Below are 21,628 nucleotides of genomic sequence, written 5' to 3'. Positions count from 1 at the left end.
GCCGGCCTGACCTCAGGTCTGCGCGCCGGCGAACCCCTGCTGGCGCCAGGCTTCGTAGACCGCAATGGAAGCGGCATTGGCAAGATTCAGCGACCGCAGTGACGGAAGCATCGGGAGCCGGACTGTAGCGGTGACATGAGGATCGCGCTTGAGGTGCTCCGGGAGCCCCACGGACTCCTGGCCGAACATGAGGACGTCGCCGGGACGGTATTCGATGTCCGTGTAGCTCGCCTGCCCGTCAGACGTAAACGCGTACACCCGCTCCGGGTCGAGGTGCCGCCAGGCATCCTCGATGGTTTTGTGGACGGTGACCACGGCAAGGTCGTGGTAGTCCAGACCCGCCCGGCGGAGTTTGGCATCTGAAAAATCAAAGCCAAGGGGTTCCACCAGATGGAGTTCGGCGCCGGTGATGGCTGCCAGCCGGATGGCGTTGCCGGTGTTGCCGGGGATTTCGGGCGCATGGAAGAGGATACGGAACACCGTCCAATCCTAATCAACAGCTCAGGCAGTCAGTGCATGCCCCGCAAAAGCCGTGCCAATACGGGCACGTTCACAGTGTTCGGTGCGGGGCCAGAGGACAGGAACTGCTTGAGGCCGCGGACCAGTCCGGCTGCGTTGACCACCTGGACGATCTCATGGCTGCTGCCGGATCGCCGATGGCGATCGATGACGGGCTCATGCAGGTTCCCGTCGGGGCTGTGGATGACTGTCCAGCCGGTGACGTTCAACTCCGGAAAGATCTCCTGCATGGCGCGCACTACATGGGCCATCTGCGGCGGGGCGATGGAGCGTCCGCCGTGGTGCAGGGCCTGCCCGTCCCAGGCGTAGGCGCCCTTTGGCAGGAGCATGGAACCGATGATGGCGAGCCGGTAGCCGGAAAGGAGGGCGTGGTCGATGTGGCTGTTGTCCGCCGGTGACTGCAGCCCGTTGATCAGGCGGGCCGCTGGAATTGCGGGCAGAACCTGCCGGCTGATGAGCTGCACGGTACGCATCTCACGCTGGATCCGTGCCTCCGCCCCAAAAATTCCCCGCTTTCGCGGAATCCCATGCACCTGCTGGCTTGCCTGGCTGAGGGGTATCAGCGGGACGGTTCCGGCTGCATCAAACGCCGCAGGGTCAAAGGGCGGGACGTAAACAGGTGCGTCACCAGCGGTGTTGCGCGGAGTATTGGGACGGTGGACGGTGGCCGAGGCATGACTGCCCGCGGCCGGCGCGTCAAAGTGCGCTCCAGTACCCTCGCCGCCGGAACCGTTGCCGGCTGTTCCCGCGGCATAGGAGCGGTCGTAAGCGCTTCTGCGTTTGGGGTCGATAAGTGTTTCATATGCTGCAGTCACCCGACGGAAGGCAGCGGCGTCGCCACCATGATCGGGATGGGCCTTGCGGGCGGCCCGGCGGTAGGCCACCTTGATCTCCTTGTCGGTGGCTGTCACGGCGACGCGGAGCACCTGGTAGTGGGAGCTGCTGCTCTCGGTCAAGCACTCATCCTTTTGTTGATCTGGCCAGTCCACTTCAGGCAGCCCGGTGAGCCAAGTTTAACGGCCTGCCCAGACAACGACTGTGCAGGCACTGGTGGTTCCCATGGGCACACGGAGCGCCACGTGCTGAGGTTTTTGCGTCCTGCTCCTTGGAATGAGAGGGCATGGCCGCCGTGATGGGCTAGCAGACCTGCCTGTCCGTTGGGACCTGCCTCGATAGATTAAAGCCATGCGCCGCGGGTTGGCAGTGTTCATCCTCTGCCTTGTTCAGTTCGTTGACGTGCTCGGCGTAACGAGCACGACGACAGCGATCCCTTCCATCCTGGACGGGCTCAATGCCCCTGAGTCTGCTGCTGGGCTTATCGTGACTGTTTACGCAATGTTCTTCGGCGGACTTCTGGTTTTGGGATCTCGCCTTGGGGACCGGCACGGGCACCGCAGGATGCTCCTGATCGGGGTAGTTATGTTCTCCCTGGTTTCCGTGCTCGGTGCGACGTCCGTGGACATTGTTCAACTCCTCGCGGCCCGGTCACTTCAAGGCGCCGCTGCTGCCTTTTCGGTTCCCTCTGCGTTGCGGTTGCTTCTCAACGTCTCAGGCGATGAACGCTCCCGCCGGTCGGCGCTGGCCCTTTGGAGTGCATCCGGGGCCGCGGCCGGGGCAGCTGGTTTCCTAGTCGGCGGCGTACTGGCCCAAGTCTGGGGATGGCCTGCGCTGTTCTGGGTGAATATGCCGATCGGAATCATCCTGGCCGTTGGCATCTTGGCAGTTGTGCCCGTATTGGCTCCGGACAAGCGCGGCCAGCGTCTCGACGTCGTTGGAGCGGCACTGCTTACCATCTGCACTATGAGTGTGGTCGCCGGTGGCTCATTGGCTGAGACCCCCAACCTTCGTCTTGCCGGTGCCGGCCTTGTTCTGCTCGGCTCCCTGCTGGGGGCCGGGTTTTACTTCCAACAGCGTCGAGGAGCTGATCCCTTGATTCCAAGGGAAGCCGCTACCTCATCGAACCTTCGCGCGGGAACAGTCATTTCCTTTGTTAACACGGCCACAACCAGCTCCATAACGGTCCTGGCAACGCTGGTCCTTCAAAAGCAGCTGGGAGCCACCCCCGTTCAAGCCGGTCTGGCGCTTATTTCCTTCAGCCTCGCTGTCATCGTCGGATCCAGCATTTCCAAACCTTTGGCGGACCGGTTACCTGCCCGTCGCCTGGCAGGAGTGGGTCTCCTCATCATCGCCATGGGAAGCGCGTTTCTCGTCCTTAGTTATGGAACCTGGTGGGGAATCGTGACAGGAGCCGCCATTTCCGGGGTTGGCCTGGGGATATCGTCCGTTGCCGGCACCGGCATAGGAACCTCCGTCCCCGCCTATCTTGAGGGAAGCGCTTCAGGGATACTCAACACCAGTGCCCAACTTGGCACTGCAGTTGGTGTTGCCGCGCTCGTCCTCGTAGCCTCCACGCTTACCTTCGGCCCCATCCAGGGCACCGCCGTGGCATGGACCTTTGTTGTGGTTCTGGCACTGGCGACCTCGATCTGGATCAGCCGCATGCGCTCGTCGAATGCGGCGTTCCCGGGAACGACGTCGAACAGCGGCTGAAGTGACCGTTGCCACAGCGTACAAGGTTCTTAAGGTGTTGACTTAGGCAGGTCCTGCTGGCGCCTAGACTCTTTGATGATGACGGCCGTCGTACGGCCACGGGGGAGCAGGAGTATTGGGGTGGAAGTGAAGGCACGGTCTGCAGCTTTGGTGGTGGTTGGTTCGCTGTTTTCGGCAGCAGCATTGGCGGGGTGCAGCATTGACGTCCCCGATCCTGCCGCCCCGAAAATAGGGCAGACGACGCCGGTCCTGGCCACTCCCACCATCACTCCTGGCCATGACGCGGCAGCGGTGGCGGCCAAGGACATGACGTTTGCTGCGGGCAGCTCCCTGGCGAAGGGGGTCCCGGTGGGGATCTCGGACGGACTCAAGGAGGCGCCGGGCTGGACGCTGGTTAAGGAAAACGTGGGCGGTGAGAGCCAGTACCTTAAGGCCGACGGCTGCCTGGTGGCGGCCAAGGTCCGTATGGACCAGTCGCCGCTGGTCCTGGCGGATGACCGGGCGTCCACCGCTGGCCTTTTCGAATACCTGGATCCGACCATCCTGCCCGAATACCTCAAGACGGAAACCCTCCGCTGGGGTGGTGCGCCGGACAAACCTGGACCCAAGGTGGAGGTGCTGGCCTTTGAGCAGCCAGCACCTCCCGGGGGGAAAGCCACAGCCATCATGGCAAGGCTCTTCGGCACTGCCGGTTCCTCAATCTACCTTTCGGTCTCGTGCCCCAACGCCGCTGCGCTCGCAGCTGCGCGTGCGGAGGTCGCCCAGCGTTTACTGATCGTCCCGCCGTCCAATTAATGCCGCCGTCGTAATAGCCCTGCGGTTACCGGCGCCAGGGTCACCGCGCTGGGTCAGCGGCGCCAGAGCTTGCGGCCCCGGCCGCGGGCACCGGCGGGGGACAGCCGGTTCAGGGCCAATGCTCCAACGAGCAGACCGAAGTCCCGAAGCGCCACATCGTAGAAGCTGCCCAGGATCAGCAGGTTAACGATGATGCCGAACAGCCAGGCGGCCACCAGCAGGGAACCGAACCGCGGGCGGACCGCCACCGCGATGCCGGCGATGATTTCCACAACCCCGACGGCGTACATGAAAGTCTGCGCCGGCACCGGCACCACGGACGTTGCCACGGGGGCGAGGTACATGGTCCAGTCGGCCAGGAGGTTGGTGAACTTGTCCAGCCCAAAAAGTATGGGCGCGACGGTGAAAACTGTGCGCAGCAGCAGGAAGGCCTGCCGTGCCGGTTCCATCGCCGGCGTTTGGCTGACTGTCCGTGCTGCGGGATTGGTTTTCATGATGAACTCCTTCTAAAAGTAGGTTTTTCTATTTTAGAAACGAGTCCATAATTAAGCAAGGGAATTGTTTTTAGAGGAAGGGTTCCGATGCGAAGACTTTCGTGGATGCGCCGCATGGCGGCAGTTGCATCGCTGGGCGACGACAAACGCCGGCAGTTATTTGAGCTGGTGGCCTCCTCCGCCCGTGCCGTTGGACGCGATGAAGCCGCACTTGCCCTCGGCCTGCCCCGAAGTACGGCGTCCTTCCATCTGGACCGGCTGGTCCAGGACGGGCTGTTGTCTGTCGAGTTCCAGAAGCCGGCGGGAAAAGCAGGCCCGGGCTCCGGCCGCCCGGCAAAAATGTACCGGACGGCTGCGAGGGAGGTAGGGGCCTTCGTCCCGGACCGCAACTACGACCTCGCCGGTGAGTTAATGGCCACCGCCATCGAGGAGTCTGTCGCGGCCGGGAGCTCCGTCCACGATTCGCTGGTGGCCACTTCCTACCGCAAGGGCAAGTCAATGGCAGAGGGCAGCGCAAGCCTGGAAGAGTTCCTCTCGGGGGAGGGCTATCAGCCTGCACCTGACGGAGAAGGCGGCTTCGTTCTGGTCAACTGCCCGTTCCATCGGCTCTCCGAGGGCCATGCCGCGGTGGTCTGTGCCATGAATGGAGCCTTCCTGACCGGCGCAGCTGCAGGCTGCGGAGATTCAGAGGAACGCGTAACCGCGAACAGCGTGCCCGGCCAATGCTGCGCCAGGATTACCCCGCCGTGATCTGCGCCGGCGCCTGGGCCCGAAGCGCTGGCGCCTGAACCTGCTGGCGCTCTCCTCCGCTGGCGAAGGCCGGCTCCGCCACGTGATCCCCGGGACCCGCACCCGGGAACGCGGCTAGAATTGATGGGTGCCCGTCTACCTGGATCATGCAGCAACCACACCTCTCTCCGCCGAGGCGCTGGCAGCTCTGACGCGGGAACTTGCCCGCACGGGCAACCCATCCTCACTCCACGGCTCAGGCCGCCGGGCGCGCCGTTCCGTTGAGGACGCCCGGGAAACCATAGCCGCGGCCGCCGGCGCCCACCCCTCAGAAGTCATCTTCACTTCCGGAGGAACCGAAGCGGACAACCTTGCCGTTAAGGGCCTCTTCTGGTCCCGGTCAGGTGAAGATTCCTCCCGGCGCCGCATCCTATGCTCCGCCATCGAACACCCCGCGGTGCTGGACACGGTGGAATGGCTGGAGCGCCATGAGGGCGCCGTGGTCACCTGGCTGCCTGTGGACGCCGACGGCGTGGTGGACCTGGAGGTTCTCAGGTCCGAGCTGGCAAGGGATCCAGGAACTGTTGCTCTCGTAACGGTCATGTGGGCCAACAACGAAGTGGGCACCATCCAGCCTGTGCACAGGATCGTGGATTTGGCCCACGCGGCAGGAGTGCCTGTTCACTCGGACGCGGTGCAGGCTTTCGGTTCCTTGCCCATTGACTTCAAGGCCTCGGGCCTTGATGCCATGTCCATTTCCGGACACAAGATTGGCGGCCCCGTGGGCGTCGGTGCCCTGCTGCTGGGACGTGCGGTGAAACTCACACCAGTGCAACACGGTGGGGGTCAGGAACGGGATGTGCGTTCCGGCACACTGGACGCTGCATCCATTGCCCCCTTTGCTGCGGCGGCGCAGACAGTCACCGCGAACCTGCCAGCAGAGACGGCCCGGATCTCCGAACTGCGGGACAGCCTGATTGAGGGAGTCCGCGCCAACATTCCGGAGGCGGTCCTGCGCGGGGCTCCCGGCGAGGGGCGGCTTCCCGGCAACGCGCACTTTACGTTCCCTGGCTGCGAGGGGGATTCTTTGCTGTTCCTGCTGGACCTGGCAGGAGTCGAGTCGTCCACCGGATCGGCCTGCACAGCTGGAGTTCCACGGCCCTCCCATGTCCTGCTGGCTATGGGTTTGGATGAAGAAACGGCCCGCGGCGCCCAGAGGTTCACCCTTGGCCATGCATCAACCCCGGCGGATGTCGACGCCCTGCTGGCGGCCCTTCCCAACGCTTATGAGCGGGCGCAGCAGGCGGGCATGGCCGGGCGCGAATCGTCGATCCAGACGGCAGGTACGGTGGCGCGTCACGCCTCCGGCAGCAGCATCTGATCCAAGCCCACTGAGGCGTCCGCCAGCCGTTCCGGAGCCACCTGGAGGCGGCCCGTGATGAGGGCCTTGATGACCTTCTGCGCCGGGCCTGACGTGCGGGGCCAGTTAACGCTCATTCCGGCCACCACCCGGGAGTCGCGCTGCCAGAACGCGATGAATTCCTTGGCCTCCAGCGAACCCCGGATCACCGGTTCCGTGCCGGCGGCCAGATCGGGGAATCCCGAGTACTCCATGCTGACGTCGAACTGGTCAGTATAGAAATAGGGGATAGCGCTGTGGACCGCATCCAGGCCCAGCATCGCCCGGGCTGCCACCTTGCCGCCGTTCAGGGCATTGGACCAATGCTCACTCCGGTAGTGCTCGCCAGTGAAGGGATGCAGGGCGTTGGCAACATCGCCCGCCGCGAAAATGCCGGTCACGCTGGTCCGCAGGGACTCATCGGTGAGTATGCCGTTCTCCACTTTCAGCCCCGCGGTGTGCGCGAGTCCGACGTCGGGTACAACCCCCACTGCAATCACCACAACATCGGCGGGGAGGACTTCACCGCTGTCGGTGACCACTGCCGAGACGGCGCCGTCAGTGCCCGTGAGTTCATGGGCTGATGCCGGAAGCCTGAAGTTCACGCCGTGGGCTTGGTGGAGGGAGCGGAAGAAGCCCCCCAACTCGAGGCCAATGGCGGCGGTCAGCGGAACGTCTTCCAGGCCGAGCAGCGTGACGTTGTTGCCATATGTCGCCGCGGCCGCTGCCAGTTCCATGCCTATCCAGCCGGAGCCGATCATCACCACGTTTTGTCCGCCCTGGTCCAGGAGCTTCCGCAGCCGGCGGCTGTCATCGAGGGTGCGGAACGTGGTGACCCCTGACAACTCGCTCCCCGGCAGCGGAATGGTGCGGGGGACTGCTCCGGTGGCCAGCAGCAGAGACTGGTACGGCAGTGACGTTCCGTCGTTAAGCTGCACCGTGCCTGCGTCCGGACGTATGCCGGTGACTGACACGCCGAGGCGCAGGTCGACGTCGTTCTCCGCGTACCAGTCCGGAGGCACCACCGCAGCTTTGTCTTCGCCTTCCTTACCCAGCAGGTAGTCCTTCGACAGTGGCGGGCGGATGTAGGGGTTGTGGCGCTCGCTGCCAACCAGGATGACGGGCCCGGTGTGCCCCTCGGACCGGAGCGTCCGTGCGGCCGTGGCGCCGGCCAGGCCAGCCCCGACGATGACGATGTTCTCCTTCATGTCCGCTCAATTCCCGCTTGTGGCGTGCCGGAGTTCTAAAAGTAATATTCTCGACTTTAGAAGCATTGGTTAGGGCAGTCAATGCCTTTTGGGCAGCATTCGGCGTGGCGATAGAATGGAGCCGCTGGCATTGTGCTATTCCTGCCTGCCGCCGAACCGAACGGCAGCAGCCTGCCGGCGAACACCCCCAAATTCCTAGAGAAAGCCAGCATGCGAGTTCTAGCAGCCATGAGCGGTGGCGTCGACTCCGCCGTTGCCGCAGCACGTGCCGTCGAAGCCGGGCACGACGTCGTCGGCGTTCACCTTGCGTTGTCACGGATGCCCGGCACCCTGCGGACAGGCAGCCGCGGCTGCTGCACCATCGAGGATTCACGGGATGCCTGGCGCGCCTGCGACGTGTTGGGAATTCCCTATTATGTCTGGGATTTCTCCGAGCGGTTCAAGGAAGACGTGGTCCAGGACTTCATTGACGAGTACGCAGCCGGCCGTACTCCCAACCCCTGCATGCGCTGCAACGAGCGGATCAAGTTCGCCGCGCTGCTGGAAAAGGCCATTGCACTCGGATTTGATGCAGTCTGCACGGGCCACTATGCCAAGGTAATCACCGACGTCGAAGGAAACCCCGAGCTGCACCGCGCCGCGGACTGGGCAAAGGACCAGAGCTACGTCCTGGGAGTGCTCACCCACGAACAGCTCAGGCATTCAATGTTCCCGTTGGCAGATACCCCCTCGAAGGCAGAGGTTCGTGCTGAAGCCGAGCGCCGTGGCCTCTCTGTAGCCAATAAGCCCGACAGCCACGACATCTGCTTCATCCCGGACGGAGACACCGCCGGCTGGCTTGCCGAGAAGATCGACATGACCACCGGTGACATCGTGGATGAAACCGGGGCGAAAGTGGGAGAGCATCCGGGGGCAAACGCGTTTACTGTTGGCCAGCGCCGCGGCCTGAAGCTCGGGACGCCTGCCTCTGACGGCAAGCCCCGTTTTGTGCTGGAAATCCGGCCGAAGGAAAACAAGGTTGTGGTGGGGCCCGAAGCCCTGCTGGCCATTGACGAGATCCGCGGGATCAAGGTGTCCTGGGCCGGGCTGCCCATCGCCGAGGTGGAAACGGGCGGAGAGTTCGACTGCCATGCGCAAGTGCGTGCTCACGGGGACCCCGTTCCAGCCACGGCCCGGATGGTGTCCGGCGCAGACTCGGGAGCCCCAACAGGGGATGTGGCGGACCAGCTGCTGGTGACGCTGACCAACCCGCTCCGGGGCGTGGCTCCGGGGCAGACGGTGGTCCTCTACCAGGGCACCCGTGTGCTGGGACAGGCAACCATCGACGCCGCCCGCTCCTTGCAGCGCGCTGAGCTCTGACGGCTGGCTGACACCGCCGGCTTAACCTTGCGGCCCGTAACATCGTCCAAAAACCATGATGCGTATGGAGCAACGCCCCGCCACTGAACCGGCGGGGCGTCCCTCCTGCCCATAGACTTGGATCATGACGCAGCACAACCATGACGTTCCTGACACCGAACCATACGACGCCGGGGCCAGTTCGCTGGCAGGCCAGGTGGATAATTCGGTAATGGCGGAACTGCTGTCCATCCGCTCCAGCATCGACAACATCGATGCCACCTTGGTGTTCCTCCTGGCCGAACGGTTCAAGGCCACCCAGAAAGTGGGCTTCCTGAAGGCAGCCCACCGCCTTCCTGCGGGAGACCCCGGCCGTGAAACCGCGCAAATAGCCAGGCTCCGCCGGCTTGCTGAGGAAGCACACCTGGACCCGGCGTTCGCCGAGAAATTCCTGAACTTCATCATCGGCGAGGTCATTCGCCACCACGAAGCCATCGCCGAGGACCATGAGGCCGCCGCGGGGAGGCAGGACGCAGAACAGGACGCGTCCCAGGCATCCCAGGGCTCGGCAGTGTCTCCCGGCCCCCAAGCCTCCGCCGTAGCGTGAGGGTGAACAGCCGCCAGGAGCCGGAACGGGCCCTGCCGCAGGATCTGAATGCGCCGCCGTCGGAGGTAACTGCCACCGGCTTGGGCTCCTGGCCGGGGGAAGACCCCGTAGAAGCAACCCGCATCATCCGTGGTGAACTGGGCAGCCCCCATATGCCTTACCTCGCCGAACTGCCGGACCGAGGCGTGGGTTCCGATGCTGTGGGGCGGACGGCTTCACTCCTGGTGGAGATGGCGGTTGACGTCCAACCTTATGGGTGGCGCCTTGTTGACCGCCCCGGCAAGGACTACCGGCGTGCTGCGTCCGCGCTGTCGACGGACATCAATGTCCTGGCGGATGTTGCCGGTGCCGAGGAAAGGCCGTCAGCGGAAATCAAGGTGCAGCTCATGGGGCCCCTCAGCCTTGCTGCCGGGCTGCACCTCCATAACGGAGAACGGGCCCTCATCGATTATGGGGCCCGCCGGGACGTGGCCGCCTCACTGGCCGCGGGGGTCGGATCATACCTGGCACGTGTTTCGTCGGCAGTTCCCGGTGCCCGCCTGGTGGTCCAGGTGGACGAGCCGGATATTGCCGCCGTACTCGCCGGCACCATTCCGACCTCAAGCGGTTACCGCACCCTGCGCGCGGTGGGTGCACAGGAAGCCATTGAGTCCTGGCGCGTGGTGATTGAGGCACTTCGTGCAGCAGGGGCCGCTGAAGTCGCGGTGGCTGTTCCCGAAATTGAGGCACCCTTCGAACGGATTGTTACTGCCGGCGCTGACGCCATAGCCGTCCCCCTCAAAGCACTGACCTCACGCCAGTGGGAGCAGCTCGCCGAAGCCCTGGAAGGTGGTACCCGGCTGTGGGCGGGCGTCGTGGACGTCAGCATGGGCACACTACCCAGGGTGGCAGACGCCGTGGACTCGGTCTGGCGCCCGTGGCACGAACTGGGCCTGCCGGCGTCGACACTCAGCTCGTTGCGGGTGACACCCTCGGCGGGGCTGGCAGGTCTGACACCGTCAACGGCCACCGCGCTACTGACGCGTTTGACCCAGGTGGCTGACGGGCTGAACCAGGTGGCGCAGGGCTAAATCCGCCAGGCACGCCTTCGATTAAGGAGACACGCTCTAGGTACGGCGCTCCCAGCGGTCCGGCTGGGCATAGCGGGGCAGGAAGCTCAGGGCCGAGCTGCCACCGGAGTACGGGCGCAACCGGTAGTCGAAACTTCCCGCGTAAACCAGAACCAGCCCGATCTGTGGCTGGATGACTTTAACCTGGATCCGGTGCTTTCCGTGGGCCCCCTCCGAGGCGTCCCACCACTGCTCCGCGTACGCCCTGGCATCCAACGACGGCGGCAGCGGCAGGCGCAGGGGTCCGAGGAATAGCCGGGAGGCATCCGAGATGCCACGCAGCCGGCCTTCCGCCGTGACGCTGAGGTTAAGGTCGGTGACCACGCGCCGGTAGCGGCCCACATAATCCACCAGCCGCGGAACGCCTTCACCCTGCTCCACACTGGTGGTGTCCTGGAAAATGCGGGTCCGGGAGGGGAACCTGATCTCCCGCCTGGCAGTCAGGCTGGAGCGTCCGAACGGATCCAGATGCGCGTGGTTTTCGATCCTGAATGGAATGCCCTCGCCGTATTCCGGGAAGAACGCCTCCTCCGAGGACGTGAGCCGAAACAGGGGTCTCAGCCAGCGCTGCCGGCAGCCCACCACGTCAAAAACACCCTCGCCCACGCCGTACTGGCCCGAGCCCGGCACGAGGGAAAAGTAGTCCTGGAGCTGGGGCTGCAGCCTGTCGAAGTCCTGGCCCAGGGCCTGTTGGTAGATGGGAACGTTCACTCGGGTCCTCCTGGGGGCGGTACGGGAAGCGGCAGGGACCGCGGGTTCACAATCTACCGGCAGCCTTGAGCCGGATGTACATGTCAGCCAATTGCGGCGGCAACTGATGCGGTTCGGCATCCACCACCTCCACCCCTTGGTGCCGCAGCTGGCTGGTGACGGCCTCACGCTCCAGCAGCGTGCGTTCCGCCGCCGCCGCACGAAAAACGCTGGACGCGTTGTGCCGTTCCCGCAACATCTGGCCGAGCAGCGGATCCCGGACGGACGCCACCACCACCACGTGCTGCTGTGCCAGCTGTGCAGCCACGGGAATGAGCCCTTCTTCGGGCGCTCCGCCATCCAGCGAGGTCAGCAAAACCACCAATGAACGGTGCGCCGAGATCCCGCGGACCTGGCCCGGGATGCCTGACCAGTCCAGCTCGATCAGTTCTGCATCCAGCGGCGCCATGGCCTGCACCAGCTGGCCCAGGAGATTGCCGGTGGTGGCCGATCCTGCCCTGGCCCGCGCGCGGCGGTCAAAAGCGAGGAAATCCACCCTGTCACCGCCCCGTTCGGCAAGGACTGCCAGCAAGAGGGCCGCTTCCATCCCGGTATCCAGCCGTGGCTCGTCCTCGATCCGGGCAGCTGAGGTCCGGGAGGTGTCCAGGATGATTACCACCCGCCGGTCACGCTCCGGCCGCCACGTGCGGACGACGACGGCCGAGCGGCGTGCGGTGGCCCTCCAGTCAATGGAACGCACGTCGTCTCCGCGGACGTAGTCCCGCAGGGAATCGAATTCCGTGCCTGCGCCCCGGATCTGCACGGCCGCCTTGCCGTCCAGCTCACGCAGCTTCCGGAGCTTGGACGGGAGATGCCGGCGGGAGTTGAACGGCGGAAGGACCCTGAGGGAGCCCGGACATTCAACCGTGCGCTGCCGGGCCGCCAGCCGGAGGGGACCCAGAGAGCGCAACGTTACGTGCGGGGCACGCAGGTCCCCGCGGCGGACCGGCTGCAGCCGCACCGTCAACTTGCGGCTTTCGCCGGCCGGAACGTCGATCTCCTGCACGGGATTCTGTGCGCCGGCGGAAGGCTGCCAGGCATCGCGGACCTTGGCGCGGAGGAGGCGCCGGCCGTTATTGCGGACAGTAAGGCTGGATACCGCCGTGCCATGCAGGGCCACGTTTCCCGGTTCGGAGCGCTGCATTTCGATGCTGCGGAGAGAAGCGGCCAGGCCAATCTCCAGAGCCAGCAGCGCGGCGAGGACCAGGACCACCGCCAGGACAGTTCCCCAACCGGGCATCAGAAGCACCGGCGCCAGGCCAAGCAGCGCCAGGAGTACAAAACGTCCGGAGATCGCCATTCCGGTCAGCGGGGGACCGGAACGGAGGCCAGGATGCTCCCCAGTACGTCGTCCACCCGGACCCCGTCCATCTGCGCTTCCGGATGCAGTGCCACCCGGTGCCGCAGGCAGGGCAGAGCGAGGGCTTTGACGTCGTCGGGAGTGACAAAGCTCCGGCCGGAGAGCCAGGCCCATGCCCGGGATGTATTAAGCAGTGCAGTTGCTCCGCGGGGCGAGACGCCCAGCTGGAACGACGGCGCGGCGCGCGTTGCCCGGACCAGGTCCACGATGTAGCCGATAATTTCCGGCTCGACGGCCACTCGCGCCACGGCCTGCCGCGCACGGTCCAGGTCGTCGGCTCCTGCCACGGCCCGGACCCCGGCTGCCGCGAGGTCGTGGGGATTAAACCCGGAAGCATGCCGCCGGATCACTTCCATCTCGTCGTTGCGGTTGGGCAGTGGCATGGTGAGTTTGAGCAGGAAGCGGTCCAGTTGCGCTTCGGGCAGGGGATAGGTCCCTTCGTACTCCACCGGGTTCTGGGTTGCCGCGACCAGGAAAGGCGCCGGCAGCGGGCGCGACACGCCGTCCACGGAGACCTGCCGCTCCTCCATCGCCTCAAGCAGGGATGCCTGGGTTTTAGGGGGAGTGCGGTTGATCTCGTCAGCCAGCAGGATATTGGTAAAAACAGGACCCTCCCGGAAGCTGAACTCGGAGGTATGCGCGTCATAGACCAGGGAGCCGGTCACGTCGCCCGGCATCAGGTCAGGGGTGAACTGGACGCGTTTGGTGTCCAGGCTCAGGGCGGCGGAGAGGGCGCGCACAAGCAGTGTCTTGGCCACGCCGGGCACACCCTCCAGGAGCACATGGCCCTGCGAGAGCAGCGCAATGAGCAGTCCCGTGACCGTAGGGTCCTGACCCACCACTGCCTTGGCCACTTCATTGCGGACGTCAAGGAGTGCCTGGCGGGCGGGATCATGCTGCAGGGAATCCAGGATCTGCTGGCCGCTGCTGTGTTCGTTCATCGGGTCCTCACCTCGTTCTCTAATTTCTCCAGCTCCTGGGACCATTGCACCAGTCTGGCTTCATTCCTTGGATGTTCCTGCAACAGGTCCCTGATGCCGGTTTCGGGACGGCCCAGGTGCCGGGCCGCGGCGCCGGCGACGTCGTCGGCGGTTGCGTCCGAGCCGAGCCGAAGGTCCTTGGCCAGCCTCACAAGAGTCCCCGCCCGCAGGTTATCCCGTGCCCGGTCAATGGCGTGGGAGTCGTGGTACAGCCGGGCGCGGCCCTCCGCCGTTTCCACCGCCTTGACCACAACGGGCAACGGCTCAAAAACGAGCGGGCCAAGGCGCCGTCCGCGCCAGATGATGGCCAGGATGGCGATAAAGGCCAGCCACGGCCCCAGGAACCGAACCCACTCCGGAGCGAGGTCATCGAGCGTGGCCGGCGAATCTGCGCCGTTGACGTCGGCCAACCCAGGAAGGTACCAGACCAGGTCCTTGGAGCTTCCCAGTGTCCTGAGAGCCAGGGCCGCGTGGCCGTACTCATCCAGCCCTTGATTATTGATCAGGGCGGTGTTGCCCAGGACTGTCAGGGCCCCGTCCCGGGTGGAGGCCAGCATCCCCGCGGCCGATCCTGGCGGGCGATAGCAGACTTCATCGCCGTCGTACAGGAACCCGTTTTCACCGGATACGGCGCCTGCCGTTTCCGCGTCGGCCTGCGAGCAGCCGGGCTCCAGCGTGGGGGCGGCCTCCGGGACAACGCCGGCCTGGTTGATTCCGCTGTCCAGGGCGGAGAGTGTGTTGAGCCGCGGCGTAACTACCACCACACGCCGGGCTTCCGCGGTGAGCCTGGTGAGCTGTTCCTCGTCCAGGAGGCCGTTCCGGTCATACAGCAGGAGCGTTGCCCCAGGGTTCGCGGTCAAGGAGTCCATGGCAGAGGTATAGGACCGGGCGTCCCGGACCGTCACGCCGTGCCTGCCCAGGATTTCGCTCACCGCCCGGGCGCCGCCCGGCCCCACGTTGTGGACAGATAAGGGGACTGTGTCACCTTTGGGCGCAAGCTGTGCGGAGATGACCACCGTCAGCCCGACGGCGAACACGGCACCGATCGCTGCCCAGCCGCGGTGCCGGCGGATCCATGAACCGGCCTTTCCCCGGAGCGTCGGGTTTACTGCCGGACTGGCCGTTTGTCCATCGGCAGCCAAGGGCTGGGTTTTCAGGTCTTCAGTCACAGGATGACCGCCGGATCCATCTGATCGGCCGAAACGTCAGTTCGGACGGGCTTGAGGGATTGCAGGGCAGAGTCCAGCGCCATCATTCCGGCGTAGGCGCCGTGTTCGCCGGCTTCCTTGCCATAGCGGATCCCGTCGAAGGTGCGGGCAGCCCAGGCGAGGCGCTGCGCCTCGGCGCCGAAGGCAACAGCCAGTTCGCCCGCCACTTCGTCGGCTGTTCGGCCGGGTCGCCCGTCCACGATGTTCCTCTCCTCCGCGGTGCGTACCAGCGCACGGAAAGACTCAACGACGGCGGCGCTCCATTCGCCGGCGGCCGCTGCCGCCGCTGCGCGCGAGCGGTACTCCGACGCGCTCACGGTGGTGTCGGCGTCGAACATGTCCTTTTCGGTCTTTGACCTGGCGTTGAGCCGGGGACGGACGAGGATGATGGCGACTGCTATCACCACGGCAATCCCCACTCCGATCAGCGGAGCTACCGGAGAATTGTCTGTGCCGGAGGAGGAGCCGTCCAAGGACTGCAACCAGTCCAGAAGGGCCTCCCAAACACTGTCCAGCCACCCCGGTTCTGCGCCGCGATACTCCGGCTTGGCAAGTTCCTCGGCTGCCCAGCGCCGGGCTTCATCACGGCCTGGCAGGACCGGAGGTTCAGCGGACATCCGGCGGGGTCCCATAGGCAGATGGTGCTCCGTAGCCGGGTGCATTCCTGTACACAGGCACACCGCGGCCGGGAACACCATCAGCGTCAGCGCCCGACTCCAGCAGTCGGAGCAGCGAAATGTCCAGGCCGTCCTTGCGCATCCTGAGATCCAAATAGAGCAGCGCCATCACGGAGGTCTGGAAGGCGTAACTGACAGCACTGACCAGCCCGCCGATGATTGCCGTCGCCACCCCCACTGCCACTGCCGTTGAGATCGCCTGCTCGGGGCCGCCGTGAGGTGAAACCACGCCCGTGAAAAAGGCTGAAAGCAAGCTGACCGGGATCATCACCACCTGGGAGATGATTCCGACCATAATCAACACAACCAGTGTGATTCCCAGGATCCGCCACCAGTTTCCCCGCGTCAGTTCCCATGACCGGCGCAAACCTTCCCTGGCCCCTAGTTCTTCGATCACAATTGCCGCCGGCGCGACCATCACCTTGATGTACACCCACATCACGAGTGCAAAGAGCGCAAGGCCGAGCGGGAAAAGGATCAGGCCGCCGGCGGGCCCGACAGAGCTGATCAGCCCCACGGCGAAGGCGGCGAAAATCAGTACTGCGGTCAACCCGCCCAGGAGGAGCAGGAAGGCCAGCCGGATCAGTGCACCGGCGCGGGACTTGGCGAGTGTCCACATCTGGCGGAACCCTGTGCGTCTGTTCAGGACGGACCGGGCCACGGGTACCACCATGGCACCCTGGAGTACCGCGGAAATGAGTACCGTCAGGACAGTGAAGAGGAGTATCCCGGCTGCCGAGCCGATCCCGATGGAAAGCATTTGTTCCCGGCTAAGGCCCTCAGCCCACGTATTCAGGAACCCGCTGGAGGTGGCCGAGAGTGCGGTAAGAACCGCTGTCAGCACGGCCGCCAGGGACTGCGCCAGCAGGGAAGCTCCCAGCATTGCCTTGGCGTTGCGCCTGATCGTCTGGAAAGAGCCGTCCAGAATTTCGCCGAACATCAGGGGACGCAAGGGAATGATGCCGGGCTTGGGAGGGGCGACATAGTGCTGCCGGTATGGGGATGGGGCGCCGTAGGGGCCGGGCTGCGGGGCCCCCCACGGGGCATGTTGGGAACCGGGCGGGGGACCCCAGACCGGTTGCCCGCTCCAGGGCTGCTGCGAACCGGACGCTGCCGGGCCGGCCGCCCCACCGGGTGCGGTCGGACCAGGCCCCGGAGCCCATGGCTGCTGGGCGTTGCCGGGCTGGCCGGAACCGCCTTGCTGCCCCCATGGCTGTTGAGCGGCATTGGGCTGGCGCGGCGCCTGCATGTTCGGATCCTGTTGTGACAACCTGTTCCTTCCCCCGGGTGAGACTGTCGCCTTGCTGCGTGCCTGCCTCCGCGGAGCCTGCACGCTCACACGCGGGGCTCCGGGCAGCAGCCGGCACGCTCCCAGACTATAGTTCAGGCGTCGGACGGCATAGCGTGACGCCATGCCGGTGAGGCGCTCAGCAGGACAAAGACTGATCAATAAGGGAATATATAACTATGAAGGCACGCATCCTGGTAGTTGACGACGACGAAGCGCTGGCCGAAATGATTGGAATTGTCCTCCGTAACGATGGCTTCGAGCCGGTGTTCTGCGCCGACGGCGGCCAGGCGCTTGACATCTTCCGTTCATCCAAGCCGGACCTCGTACTGCTTGACCTCATGCTTCCCGGTGTGGATGGCATTGAGGTCTGCCGGCAGATCCGGTCCGAATCAGACGTGCCCATCGTCATGCTCACTGCCAAGGCGGACACGTCCGACGTCGTCCGCGGGCTGGAATCCGGGGCTGACGACTACGTACCCAAACCGTTCAAGCCGGCCGAGCTCGTTGCCCGCGTCCGTGCACGGTTGCGGCCAGGAGACCAGAAGGCACCCGAGACACTTCGGATCGCGGATATCACCATTGACGTGGCCGGCCACACCGTAAGCCGCGGCAATGAGCGCATCTCCCTGACTCCGCTTGAATTCGACCTCCTCGTTGCCCTTGCCCGCAAGCCCTGGCAGGTGTTCACCAGGGAACTTCTGCTTGAGCAGGTGTGGGGATACCGCCATGCCGCGGATACGCGGCTGGTCAACGTCCATGTCCAGCGCCTCCGGTCAAAGATTGAGCGGGATCCGGAAGCCCCGGAAGTAGTATTGACGGTTCGTGGTGTCGGCTATAAAGCAGGTTCCTGACCCCTCGGGGGCAGAGAACGGGCGTGCGCCGGACGCGTCCGCCGCCCAGCAGGCCGGGCATGTTCCGGAGCACCACAACGCTCCGGAACACACTGATGCGCTTGCGGCCGCAGGGCTGTCCGGATTGCCTTTCCGTGCCCGCATTTGGAAGCGCCGGACGCTCATCGTCAGCCTTCGGGTAGCGCGCCTTGTCCGGTTTGGCCTCAGCCGCCTGTTCCCCGCTGTCCGCTACCTGGCGAGATCACTTCACCGCCGCTGGCGCCGGTCACTGCAGTTCCGCACCGTCCTGACCACGCTGTTGCTGGCCGTCACGTCATTTGCCGTAGTGGGTGCTTACCTGTCCAACCAGATTGCCAACAACCTCTTCCAGGAGCGCCTGACCCAGGCCGAGTCCGAAACCCGTTATAACGTCAAGCAGGTCCAGGACACTTTCGACGGCGCCCAAGTCACTGACCAGTCCAGTGTGATCACCCTGGTCTACGACACCCTGACCGCAGTCGAGGGACGCGGCGACGTCATCCAGCGGCGGTATGTCTTCGAGGCCATGCCGCAGCAGACCAAGCCGCGGAACCGCTGGGTTGAATCCCGGGCCTCCGATCAGCTCACGGTCAGCGTCATCCCGCCGGAACTGCGGAAAGCGGTCCAGGAGTCAGGGAAAGACCAGTACTGGGCATCCACCGTCATCCCGGTAGGCGCCGAGGACCGGCCCGGAATCGCTGTGGGAAACAAAGTGACCTTCAACGGCACGGTCTACGAGCTCTACCTGATTTACGATCTCAACACCGCCCAGCAGACCCTCGACGAAATCCAGAGTGTGCTGTGGGCCGGCGGCGCCGTGCTGGTGCTCATGATCGGGGCCATCGCCTGGTACGTCACACGGAACGTTGTCAGCCCGGTCAGCCACGCCGCCCTGGTGTCAGAAAAACTGGCCGCCGGGCAGTTGCAGGAGCGAATGGTGGTCAAGGGCGAAGATGAAGTGGCCCGCCTGGGAGCGTCGTTCAACCATATGGCCGCCAGCCTCCAGGAGCAGATCACCCAGCTGGCCACGCTGTCCCAGATGCAACAGCGCTTTGTGTCGGACGTATCCCATGAGCTTCGTACTCCGCTGACCACTGTGAGGATGGCGGCCGAGGTGCTGTATGACGCCCGCCACGATTTCGACCCCATCAACAAGCGCTCCGCTGAACTCCTCTATAACCAGGTGGAACGGTTCCAGTCCCTCTTGTCAGACCTGCTCGAGATCTCGCGCTTTGATGCCGGCGTGGCCATGCTCGACGCTGAACCGGAGGATATCCTGCAGGTCGTTGCCCACGTTATCGAAGGAGCGGCACCGGTGGCGGCTCAATACGGATCCGAAATCACCCTCAGTGCACCGGCCGGGGGCATCGTCGTGGAAATGGACGCCCGCCGGATCGACAGGATCCTGCGGAACCTGATCCTCAATGCCGTGGAACACGGAGAAGGCAGGCCAGTCAACGTCACAGTGGCAGCCAACCAGACCGCCGTCGGGATTGCCGTCCGGGACCACGGCATCGGGATGGCCCCAGCCGAGGCGGCCCGCGTTTTCGACAGGTTCTGGCGGGCGGACCCGGCCCGGGCCCGAACCACGGGCGGAAGCGGCCTGGGTTTGTCCATCGCCATGGAGGACACCAAACTCCATAACGGCTGGCTGCAGGCCTGGGGCAACAAAGGCAAGGGAGCCAACTTCCGGCTCACAGTTCCCCTCCGGCAGGGCGAGGAAATTGACAAGTCCCCTGTGCAGCTGGAACCGGAAGACATAGTCCTGCCGGGTGTGGCGCAAGAGAGGGACGTGCTGGTCCTGGATCCAGGTTCCACTGCTGCCGCGCCAGCCCTGGCTGCCCCACCAGCCCCTGGTGCCGTCCCGGGATCCGCAGAACCCGGCGGATCCATACCAACCGCCGATGAGTCCCGCACCGGGACACCGCAGGCAGATGGCCATGAGCCGGCAGCACAGCGGCCAGCACTCACCGCCGGTCCCAAGGACATGCCATGACAGGAAACCCCACCGTCGACGGCAAACGCGGGGCCAAGCGGCACCAGGCCCTGGTGGCCCTGCTGGTTCTGGTGCTCCTGCTGGGCTCATGCGCCCGAATACCCACGTCCGGTCCGGTGGGAAAAAGCAGCGAGGGAAGCGCGGGGAACCTGAATGCCCCGGTATTCCTTCCGGCCGCACCGCAGCCCGGGGCCGCTCCCGAGACCATCATTGAGGACTTTTACCGGGCCGGCAGCGGCTATGAGGACGACTATGCGGTAGCCCGTGAGTACCTCACGCAGGCATCCTCCGTGGCATGGAAACCTGACCAGCGTGCCCTTGTTTACCGGGCAGCCCGGGTAGTTCCCACCGGCGTCGAAAATGTCTACAACTATGAGCTCGACGTGGCCTACACCGTGGACGCGGACGGCATCGCAACCCAGAGTCCGGAAGGCACCACGGAAAACATACCGGCGACGGTCACCCAGGTTGACGGGGAGTGGCGGATTTCAGCCATTCCGGACGGCACCGCCATTCCAGAAGAAACGTTCAAGGTCATTTACGGCGCCTACCCCATTTACTTCTACGATCCCAGCTTCACCTACGCAGTTCCCGACGTCCGCTGGTTCATCAAGAACAAAACCGTCAAGGCAATGACCAGCGCCCTCCTCGCCGGCCCGGCTCCCTACCTCCGGGGCGCCGTCGTGAGCGCCTTCCCGTCCGGCATCAAACTTGCCCGGGAGTCGGTACCGGTGGTTTCCGGGGCCGCCCAGGTGGACCTCAGCCCCAAGGAGCTCACGGAGGCGTCCACAGAGGACAGGCTCCGGATGCAGACTCAGCTCGCCCTGACATTCAGGACGCAGCCGGATGTAGTCAACGTTGAACTGCGTGCCAACCAGGACCTTGTCCGGGTGGAGGACAACGGTTCCGTGCTGCCGCCTGTGCAGAACAAGAATGTGCCCGCCCGCCAGATAGCCATCAGCGGGAACGAACTGGTCCGCTATGAGAACAACCGTGTCTCCCCGCTGCCGGACATGCAAACGGTATCGGCGCTCGGACCCCGTTTCCCGGCGGAGTCCCCGGTTTCGCAGACGGTGGCGTTTTTGAACGAAAGCCGGACCACGCTCTACAGCATGGTTCCTGGACAGCCTGCCAGGGCCCTGACCACCCGCAGCACGCTGACACACCCGTCGTTCAGCCTCCACGACTGGGTGTGGTCAGCCGGGCCTGGGGCCGTGGGCGGGACTGAAGTTGTGGCATACCGGCCCACAGGCGTGGCCGAAGGGGCTGATGTCCCCACTGTCACGCTGGCCCCTTCCTGGCTCGCCGGACGGACAGTGAAAGACTTCAGGGTATCCCGCGAAGGCGTACGGGCACTGGTGATCTCCGAGCAGAACGGTAAGACCCGGGTGCAGGTTGCAGGGATCATTCGCAATGCCGACGGAACACCACGGGAACTGACCTCACCGATCACCCTCGCCACTGGGAGCGAGCCGGACCAGGGGGTCTGGGTCAGTGACACCATGGTGGCCGTGATGAAGGGGTCGGCCGCCGCCAACGTCTCGCCGGAGCTGCTGTCCCTCTTGTCGGGGCAGCCGCAGCAGCTGGCGCCGTGGCCCGGGCTTGTAGGACTCAGCGCGGGCAACGGGCCTGAGGAGATCTATGGTCAGTCCGCTGAAGGAATATTCCAGCGGCTGGGCAACGGTTGGTCGCCCCAGCTGAAGGGCCCTGTGGACCCCTCCTTCCCGGGTTAGGGCTTTTGTCTTCCCA

20 protein-coding genes are annotated in these 21,628 nt (G+C 64.8%); 10 read left to right on the top strand and 10 right to left on the bottom strand.

Going from position 1 to position 21,628, the window contains the following annotated elements; translation table 11 throughout:
- Window positions 1-12 precede the first annotated feature (12 nt).
- Window positions 13-480, bottom strand: a complete 468-nt coding sequence (locus tag F8G81_RS15990) for a tRNA (cytidine(34)-2'-O)-methyltransferase (RefSeq protein ID WP_267275668.1) — start codon at window positions 478-480, stop codon at window positions 13-15.
- Window positions 481-509: 29 nt separating this feature from the next.
- Window positions 510-1,475: a J domain-containing protein gene (locus F8G81_RS15985; protein WP_267275667.1), complete on the bottom strand. Its 966-nt coding sequence runs from the start codon at window positions 1,473-1,475 to the stop codon at window positions 510-512.
- A 229-nt stretch (window positions 1,476-1,704) separates the two neighbouring features.
- Between F8G81_RS15985 and F8G81_RS15980 the strand changes: the two genes are divergently transcribed.
- Window positions 1,705-3,069, top strand: coding sequence for an MFS transporter (locus F8G81_RS15980; RefSeq protein ID WP_267275666.1), 1,365 nt, complete (start codon window positions 1,705-1,707; stop codon window positions 3,067-3,069).
- Window positions 3,070-3,189: 120 nt separating this feature from the next.
- A complete protein-coding gene (locus tag F8G81_RS15975; RefSeq protein ID WP_267275665.1) occupies window positions 3,190-3,864 on the top strand; it encodes a hypothetical protein in 675 nt (224 codons plus the stop codon).
- Between the two features lie 53 nt (window positions 3,865-3,917).
- On the opposite strand, the gene F8G81_RS15970 is transcribed toward F8G81_RS15975, so the two are convergent.
- Window positions 3,918-4,358, bottom strand: a complete 441-nt coding sequence (locus tag F8G81_RS15970; RefSeq protein ID WP_267275664.1) for a hypothetical protein — start codon at window positions 4,356-4,358, stop codon at window positions 3,918-3,920.
- 114 nt (window positions 4,359-4,472) lie between these two features.
- Between F8G81_RS15970 and F8G81_RS15965 the strand changes: the two genes are divergently transcribed.
- Window positions 4,473-5,108, top strand: coding sequence for a helix-turn-helix transcriptional regulator (locus F8G81_RS15965; protein ID WP_267275663.1), 636 nt, complete (start codon window positions 4,473-4,475; stop codon window positions 5,106-5,108).
- 127 nt (window positions 5,109-5,235) lie between these two features.
- On the top strand, window positions 5,236-6,468 hold the full coding sequence (locus F8G81_RS15960) for a cysteine desulfurase family protein (RefSeq protein ID WP_267275662.1): 1,233 nt from the start codon (window positions 5,236-5,238) through the stop codon (window positions 6,466-6,468).
- Here the strand turns inward: F8G81_RS15960 and F8G81_RS15955 are convergent.
- Window positions 6,444-7,694: an NAD(P)/FAD-dependent oxidoreductase gene (locus tag F8G81_RS15955; protein WP_267275661.1), complete on the bottom strand. Its 1,251-nt coding sequence runs from the start codon at window positions 7,692-7,694 to the stop codon at window positions 6,444-6,446. The two genes, F8G81_RS15960 and F8G81_RS15955, sit on opposite strands and share 25 nt — an antisense overlap.
- A gap of 228 nt (window positions 7,695-7,922) precedes the next feature.
- On the opposite strand from F8G81_RS15955, the gene mnmA reads away from it, so the two are divergent.
- The 3 genes from mnmA to F8G81_RS15940 all read left to right on the top strand — a co-directional run bounded on the left by mnmA (window position 7,923) and on the right by F8G81_RS15940 (window position 10,709).
- Window positions 7,923-9,053, top strand: a complete 1,131-nt coding sequence (gene mnmA / locus F8G81_RS15950) for a tRNA 2-thiouridine(34) synthase MnmA (RefSeq protein ID WP_267279255.1) — start codon at window positions 7,923-7,925, stop codon at window positions 9,051-9,053.
- Between the two features lie 124 nt (window positions 9,054-9,177).
- A complete protein-coding gene (locus F8G81_RS15945) occupies window positions 9,178-9,639 on the top strand; it encodes a chorismate mutase (protein WP_267275660.1) in 462 nt (153 codons plus the stop codon).
- A gap of 44 nt (window positions 9,640-9,683) precedes the next feature.
- Window positions 9,684-10,709, top strand: a complete 1,026-nt coding sequence (locus tag F8G81_RS15940; protein WP_267279254.1) for a hypothetical protein — start codon at window positions 9,684-9,686, stop codon at window positions 10,707-10,709.
- Window positions 10,710-10,745: 36 nt separating this feature from the next.
- Here F8G81_RS15940 and F8G81_RS15935 read toward each other — a convergent pair whose 3' ends face one another.
- Genes F8G81_RS15935 through F8G81_RS15910 form a run of 6 tightly spaced genes read right to left on the bottom strand, consistent with a single transcriptional unit; the run spans window position 10,746 to window position 16,993 of the window.
- Window positions 10,746-11,459 carry a DUF4166 domain-containing protein gene (locus F8G81_RS15935; RefSeq protein ID WP_267275659.1) on the bottom strand — a complete coding sequence of 238 codons (714 nt, stop codon included), beginning with the start codon at window positions 11,457-11,459 and terminating at the stop codon, window positions 10,746-10,748.
- 46 nt (window positions 11,460-11,505) lie between these two features.
- Window positions 11,506-12,798, bottom strand: a complete 1,293-nt coding sequence (locus tag F8G81_RS15930) for a DUF58 domain-containing protein (protein WP_267275658.1) — start codon at window positions 12,796-12,798, stop codon at window positions 11,506-11,508.
- A 5-nt stretch (window positions 12,799-12,803) separates the two neighbouring features.
- Window positions 12,804-13,799: an AAA family ATPase gene (locus tag F8G81_RS15925; protein WP_267275657.1), complete on the bottom strand. Its 996-nt coding sequence runs from the start codon at window positions 13,797-13,799 to the stop codon at window positions 12,804-12,806.
- Window positions 13,796-15,007, bottom strand: coding sequence for a DUF4350 domain-containing protein (locus F8G81_RS15920; protein WP_267275656.1), 1,212 nt, complete (start codon window positions 15,005-15,007; stop codon window positions 13,796-13,798). Before F8G81_RS15920 ends, F8G81_RS15925 begins: the two co-directional genes overlap by 4 nt.
- Window positions 15,004-15,663: a DUF4129 domain-containing protein gene (locus F8G81_RS15915; protein ID WP_267275655.1), complete on the bottom strand. Its 660-nt coding sequence runs from the start codon at window positions 15,661-15,663 to the stop codon at window positions 15,004-15,006. Before F8G81_RS15915 ends, F8G81_RS15920 begins: the two co-directional genes overlap by 4 nt.
- Window positions 15,653-16,993, bottom strand: a complete 1,341-nt coding sequence (locus tag F8G81_RS15910) for a glycerophosphoryl diester phosphodiesterase membrane domain-containing protein (protein ID WP_267275654.1) — start codon at window positions 16,991-16,993, stop codon at window positions 15,653-15,655. The genes F8G81_RS15915 and F8G81_RS15910 overlap by 11 nt, the downstream gene beginning before the upstream one ends.
- 197 nt (window positions 16,994-17,190) lie before the next feature.
- On the opposite strand from F8G81_RS15910, the gene mtrA reads away from it, so the two are divergent.
- The 3 genes from mtrA (at window position 17,191) to F8G81_RS15895 (ending at window position 21,612) form a co-directional block, all read left to right on the top strand.
- Entirely contained in the window at window positions 17,191-17,865 is a 675-nt protein-coding gene (mtrA, locus tag F8G81_RS15905; protein ID WP_267275653.1) for an MtrAB system response regulator MtrA, read from the top strand.
- Between the two features lie 124 nt (window positions 17,866-17,989).
- Window positions 17,990-19,879 carry an MtrAB system histidine kinase MtrB gene (gene mtrB / locus F8G81_RS15900; RefSeq protein ID WP_416377147.1) on the top strand — a complete coding sequence of 630 codons (1,890 nt, stop codon included), beginning with the start codon at window positions 17,990-17,992 and terminating at the stop codon, window positions 19,877-19,879.
- Window positions 19,876-21,612: an LpqB family beta-propeller domain-containing protein gene (locus F8G81_RS15895; RefSeq protein ID WP_267275652.1), complete on the top strand. Its 1,737-nt coding sequence runs from the start codon at window positions 19,876-19,878 to the stop codon at window positions 21,610-21,612. The genes mtrB and F8G81_RS15895 overlap by 4 nt, the downstream gene beginning before the upstream one ends.
- Window positions 21,613-21,628: the final 16 nt, after the last annotated feature.

The sequence above is a fragment of the Arthrobacter sp. CDRTa11 genome (genome assembly GCF_026427775.1).
Taxonomy (GTDB): Bacteria; Actinomycetota; Actinomycetes; order Actinomycetales; family Micrococcaceae; genus Arthrobacter.
This window is presented reverse-complemented; position numbering and strand designations above follow the sequence as displayed.

Coding starts and splice junctions, on each gene's coding strand:
- F8G81_RS15980 (WP_267275666.1), top strand. CDS start 1,705: ATGCGCCGCGGGTTGGCAGTGTTCATCCTCTGCCTTGTTCAGTTCGTT.
- F8G81_RS15970 (WP_267275664.1), bottom strand. CDS start 4,358: ATGAAAACCAATCCCGCAGCACGGACAGTCAGCCAAACGCCGGCGATG.
- F8G81_RS15965 (WP_267275663.1), top strand. CDS start 4,473: ATGGCGGCAGTTGCATCGCTGGGCGACGACAAACGCCGGCAGTTATTT.
- F8G81_RS15955 (WP_267275661.1), bottom strand. CDS start 7,694: ATGAAGGAGAACATCGTCATCGTCGGGGCTGGCCTGGCCGGCGCCACG.
- mnmA (WP_267279255.1), top strand. CDS start 7,923: ATGAGCGGTGGCGTCGACTCCGCCGTTGCCGCAGCACGTGCCGTCGAA.
- F8G81_RS15945 (WP_267275660.1), top strand. CDS start 9,178: ATGACGCAGCACAACCATGACGTTCCTGACACCGAACCATACGACGCC.
- F8G81_RS15930 (WP_267275658.1), bottom strand. CDS start 12,798: ATGGCGATCTCCGGACGTTTTGTACTCCTGGCGCTGCTTGGCCTGGCG.
- F8G81_RS15925 (WP_267275657.1), bottom strand. CDS start 13,799: ATGAACGAACACAGCAGCGGCCAGCAGATCCTGGATTCCCTGCAGCAT.
- F8G81_RS15915 (WP_267275655.1), bottom strand. CDS start 15,663: ATGTCCGCTGAACCTCCGGTCCTGCCAGGCCGTGATGAAGCCCGGCGC.
- mtrA (WP_267275653.1), top strand. CDS start 17,191: ATGAAGGCACGCATCCTGGTAGTTGACGACGACGAAGCGCTGGCCGAA.
- F8G81_RS15895 (WP_267275652.1), top strand. CDS start 19,876: ATGACAGGAAACCCCACCGTCGACGGCAAACGCGGGGCCAAGCGGCAC.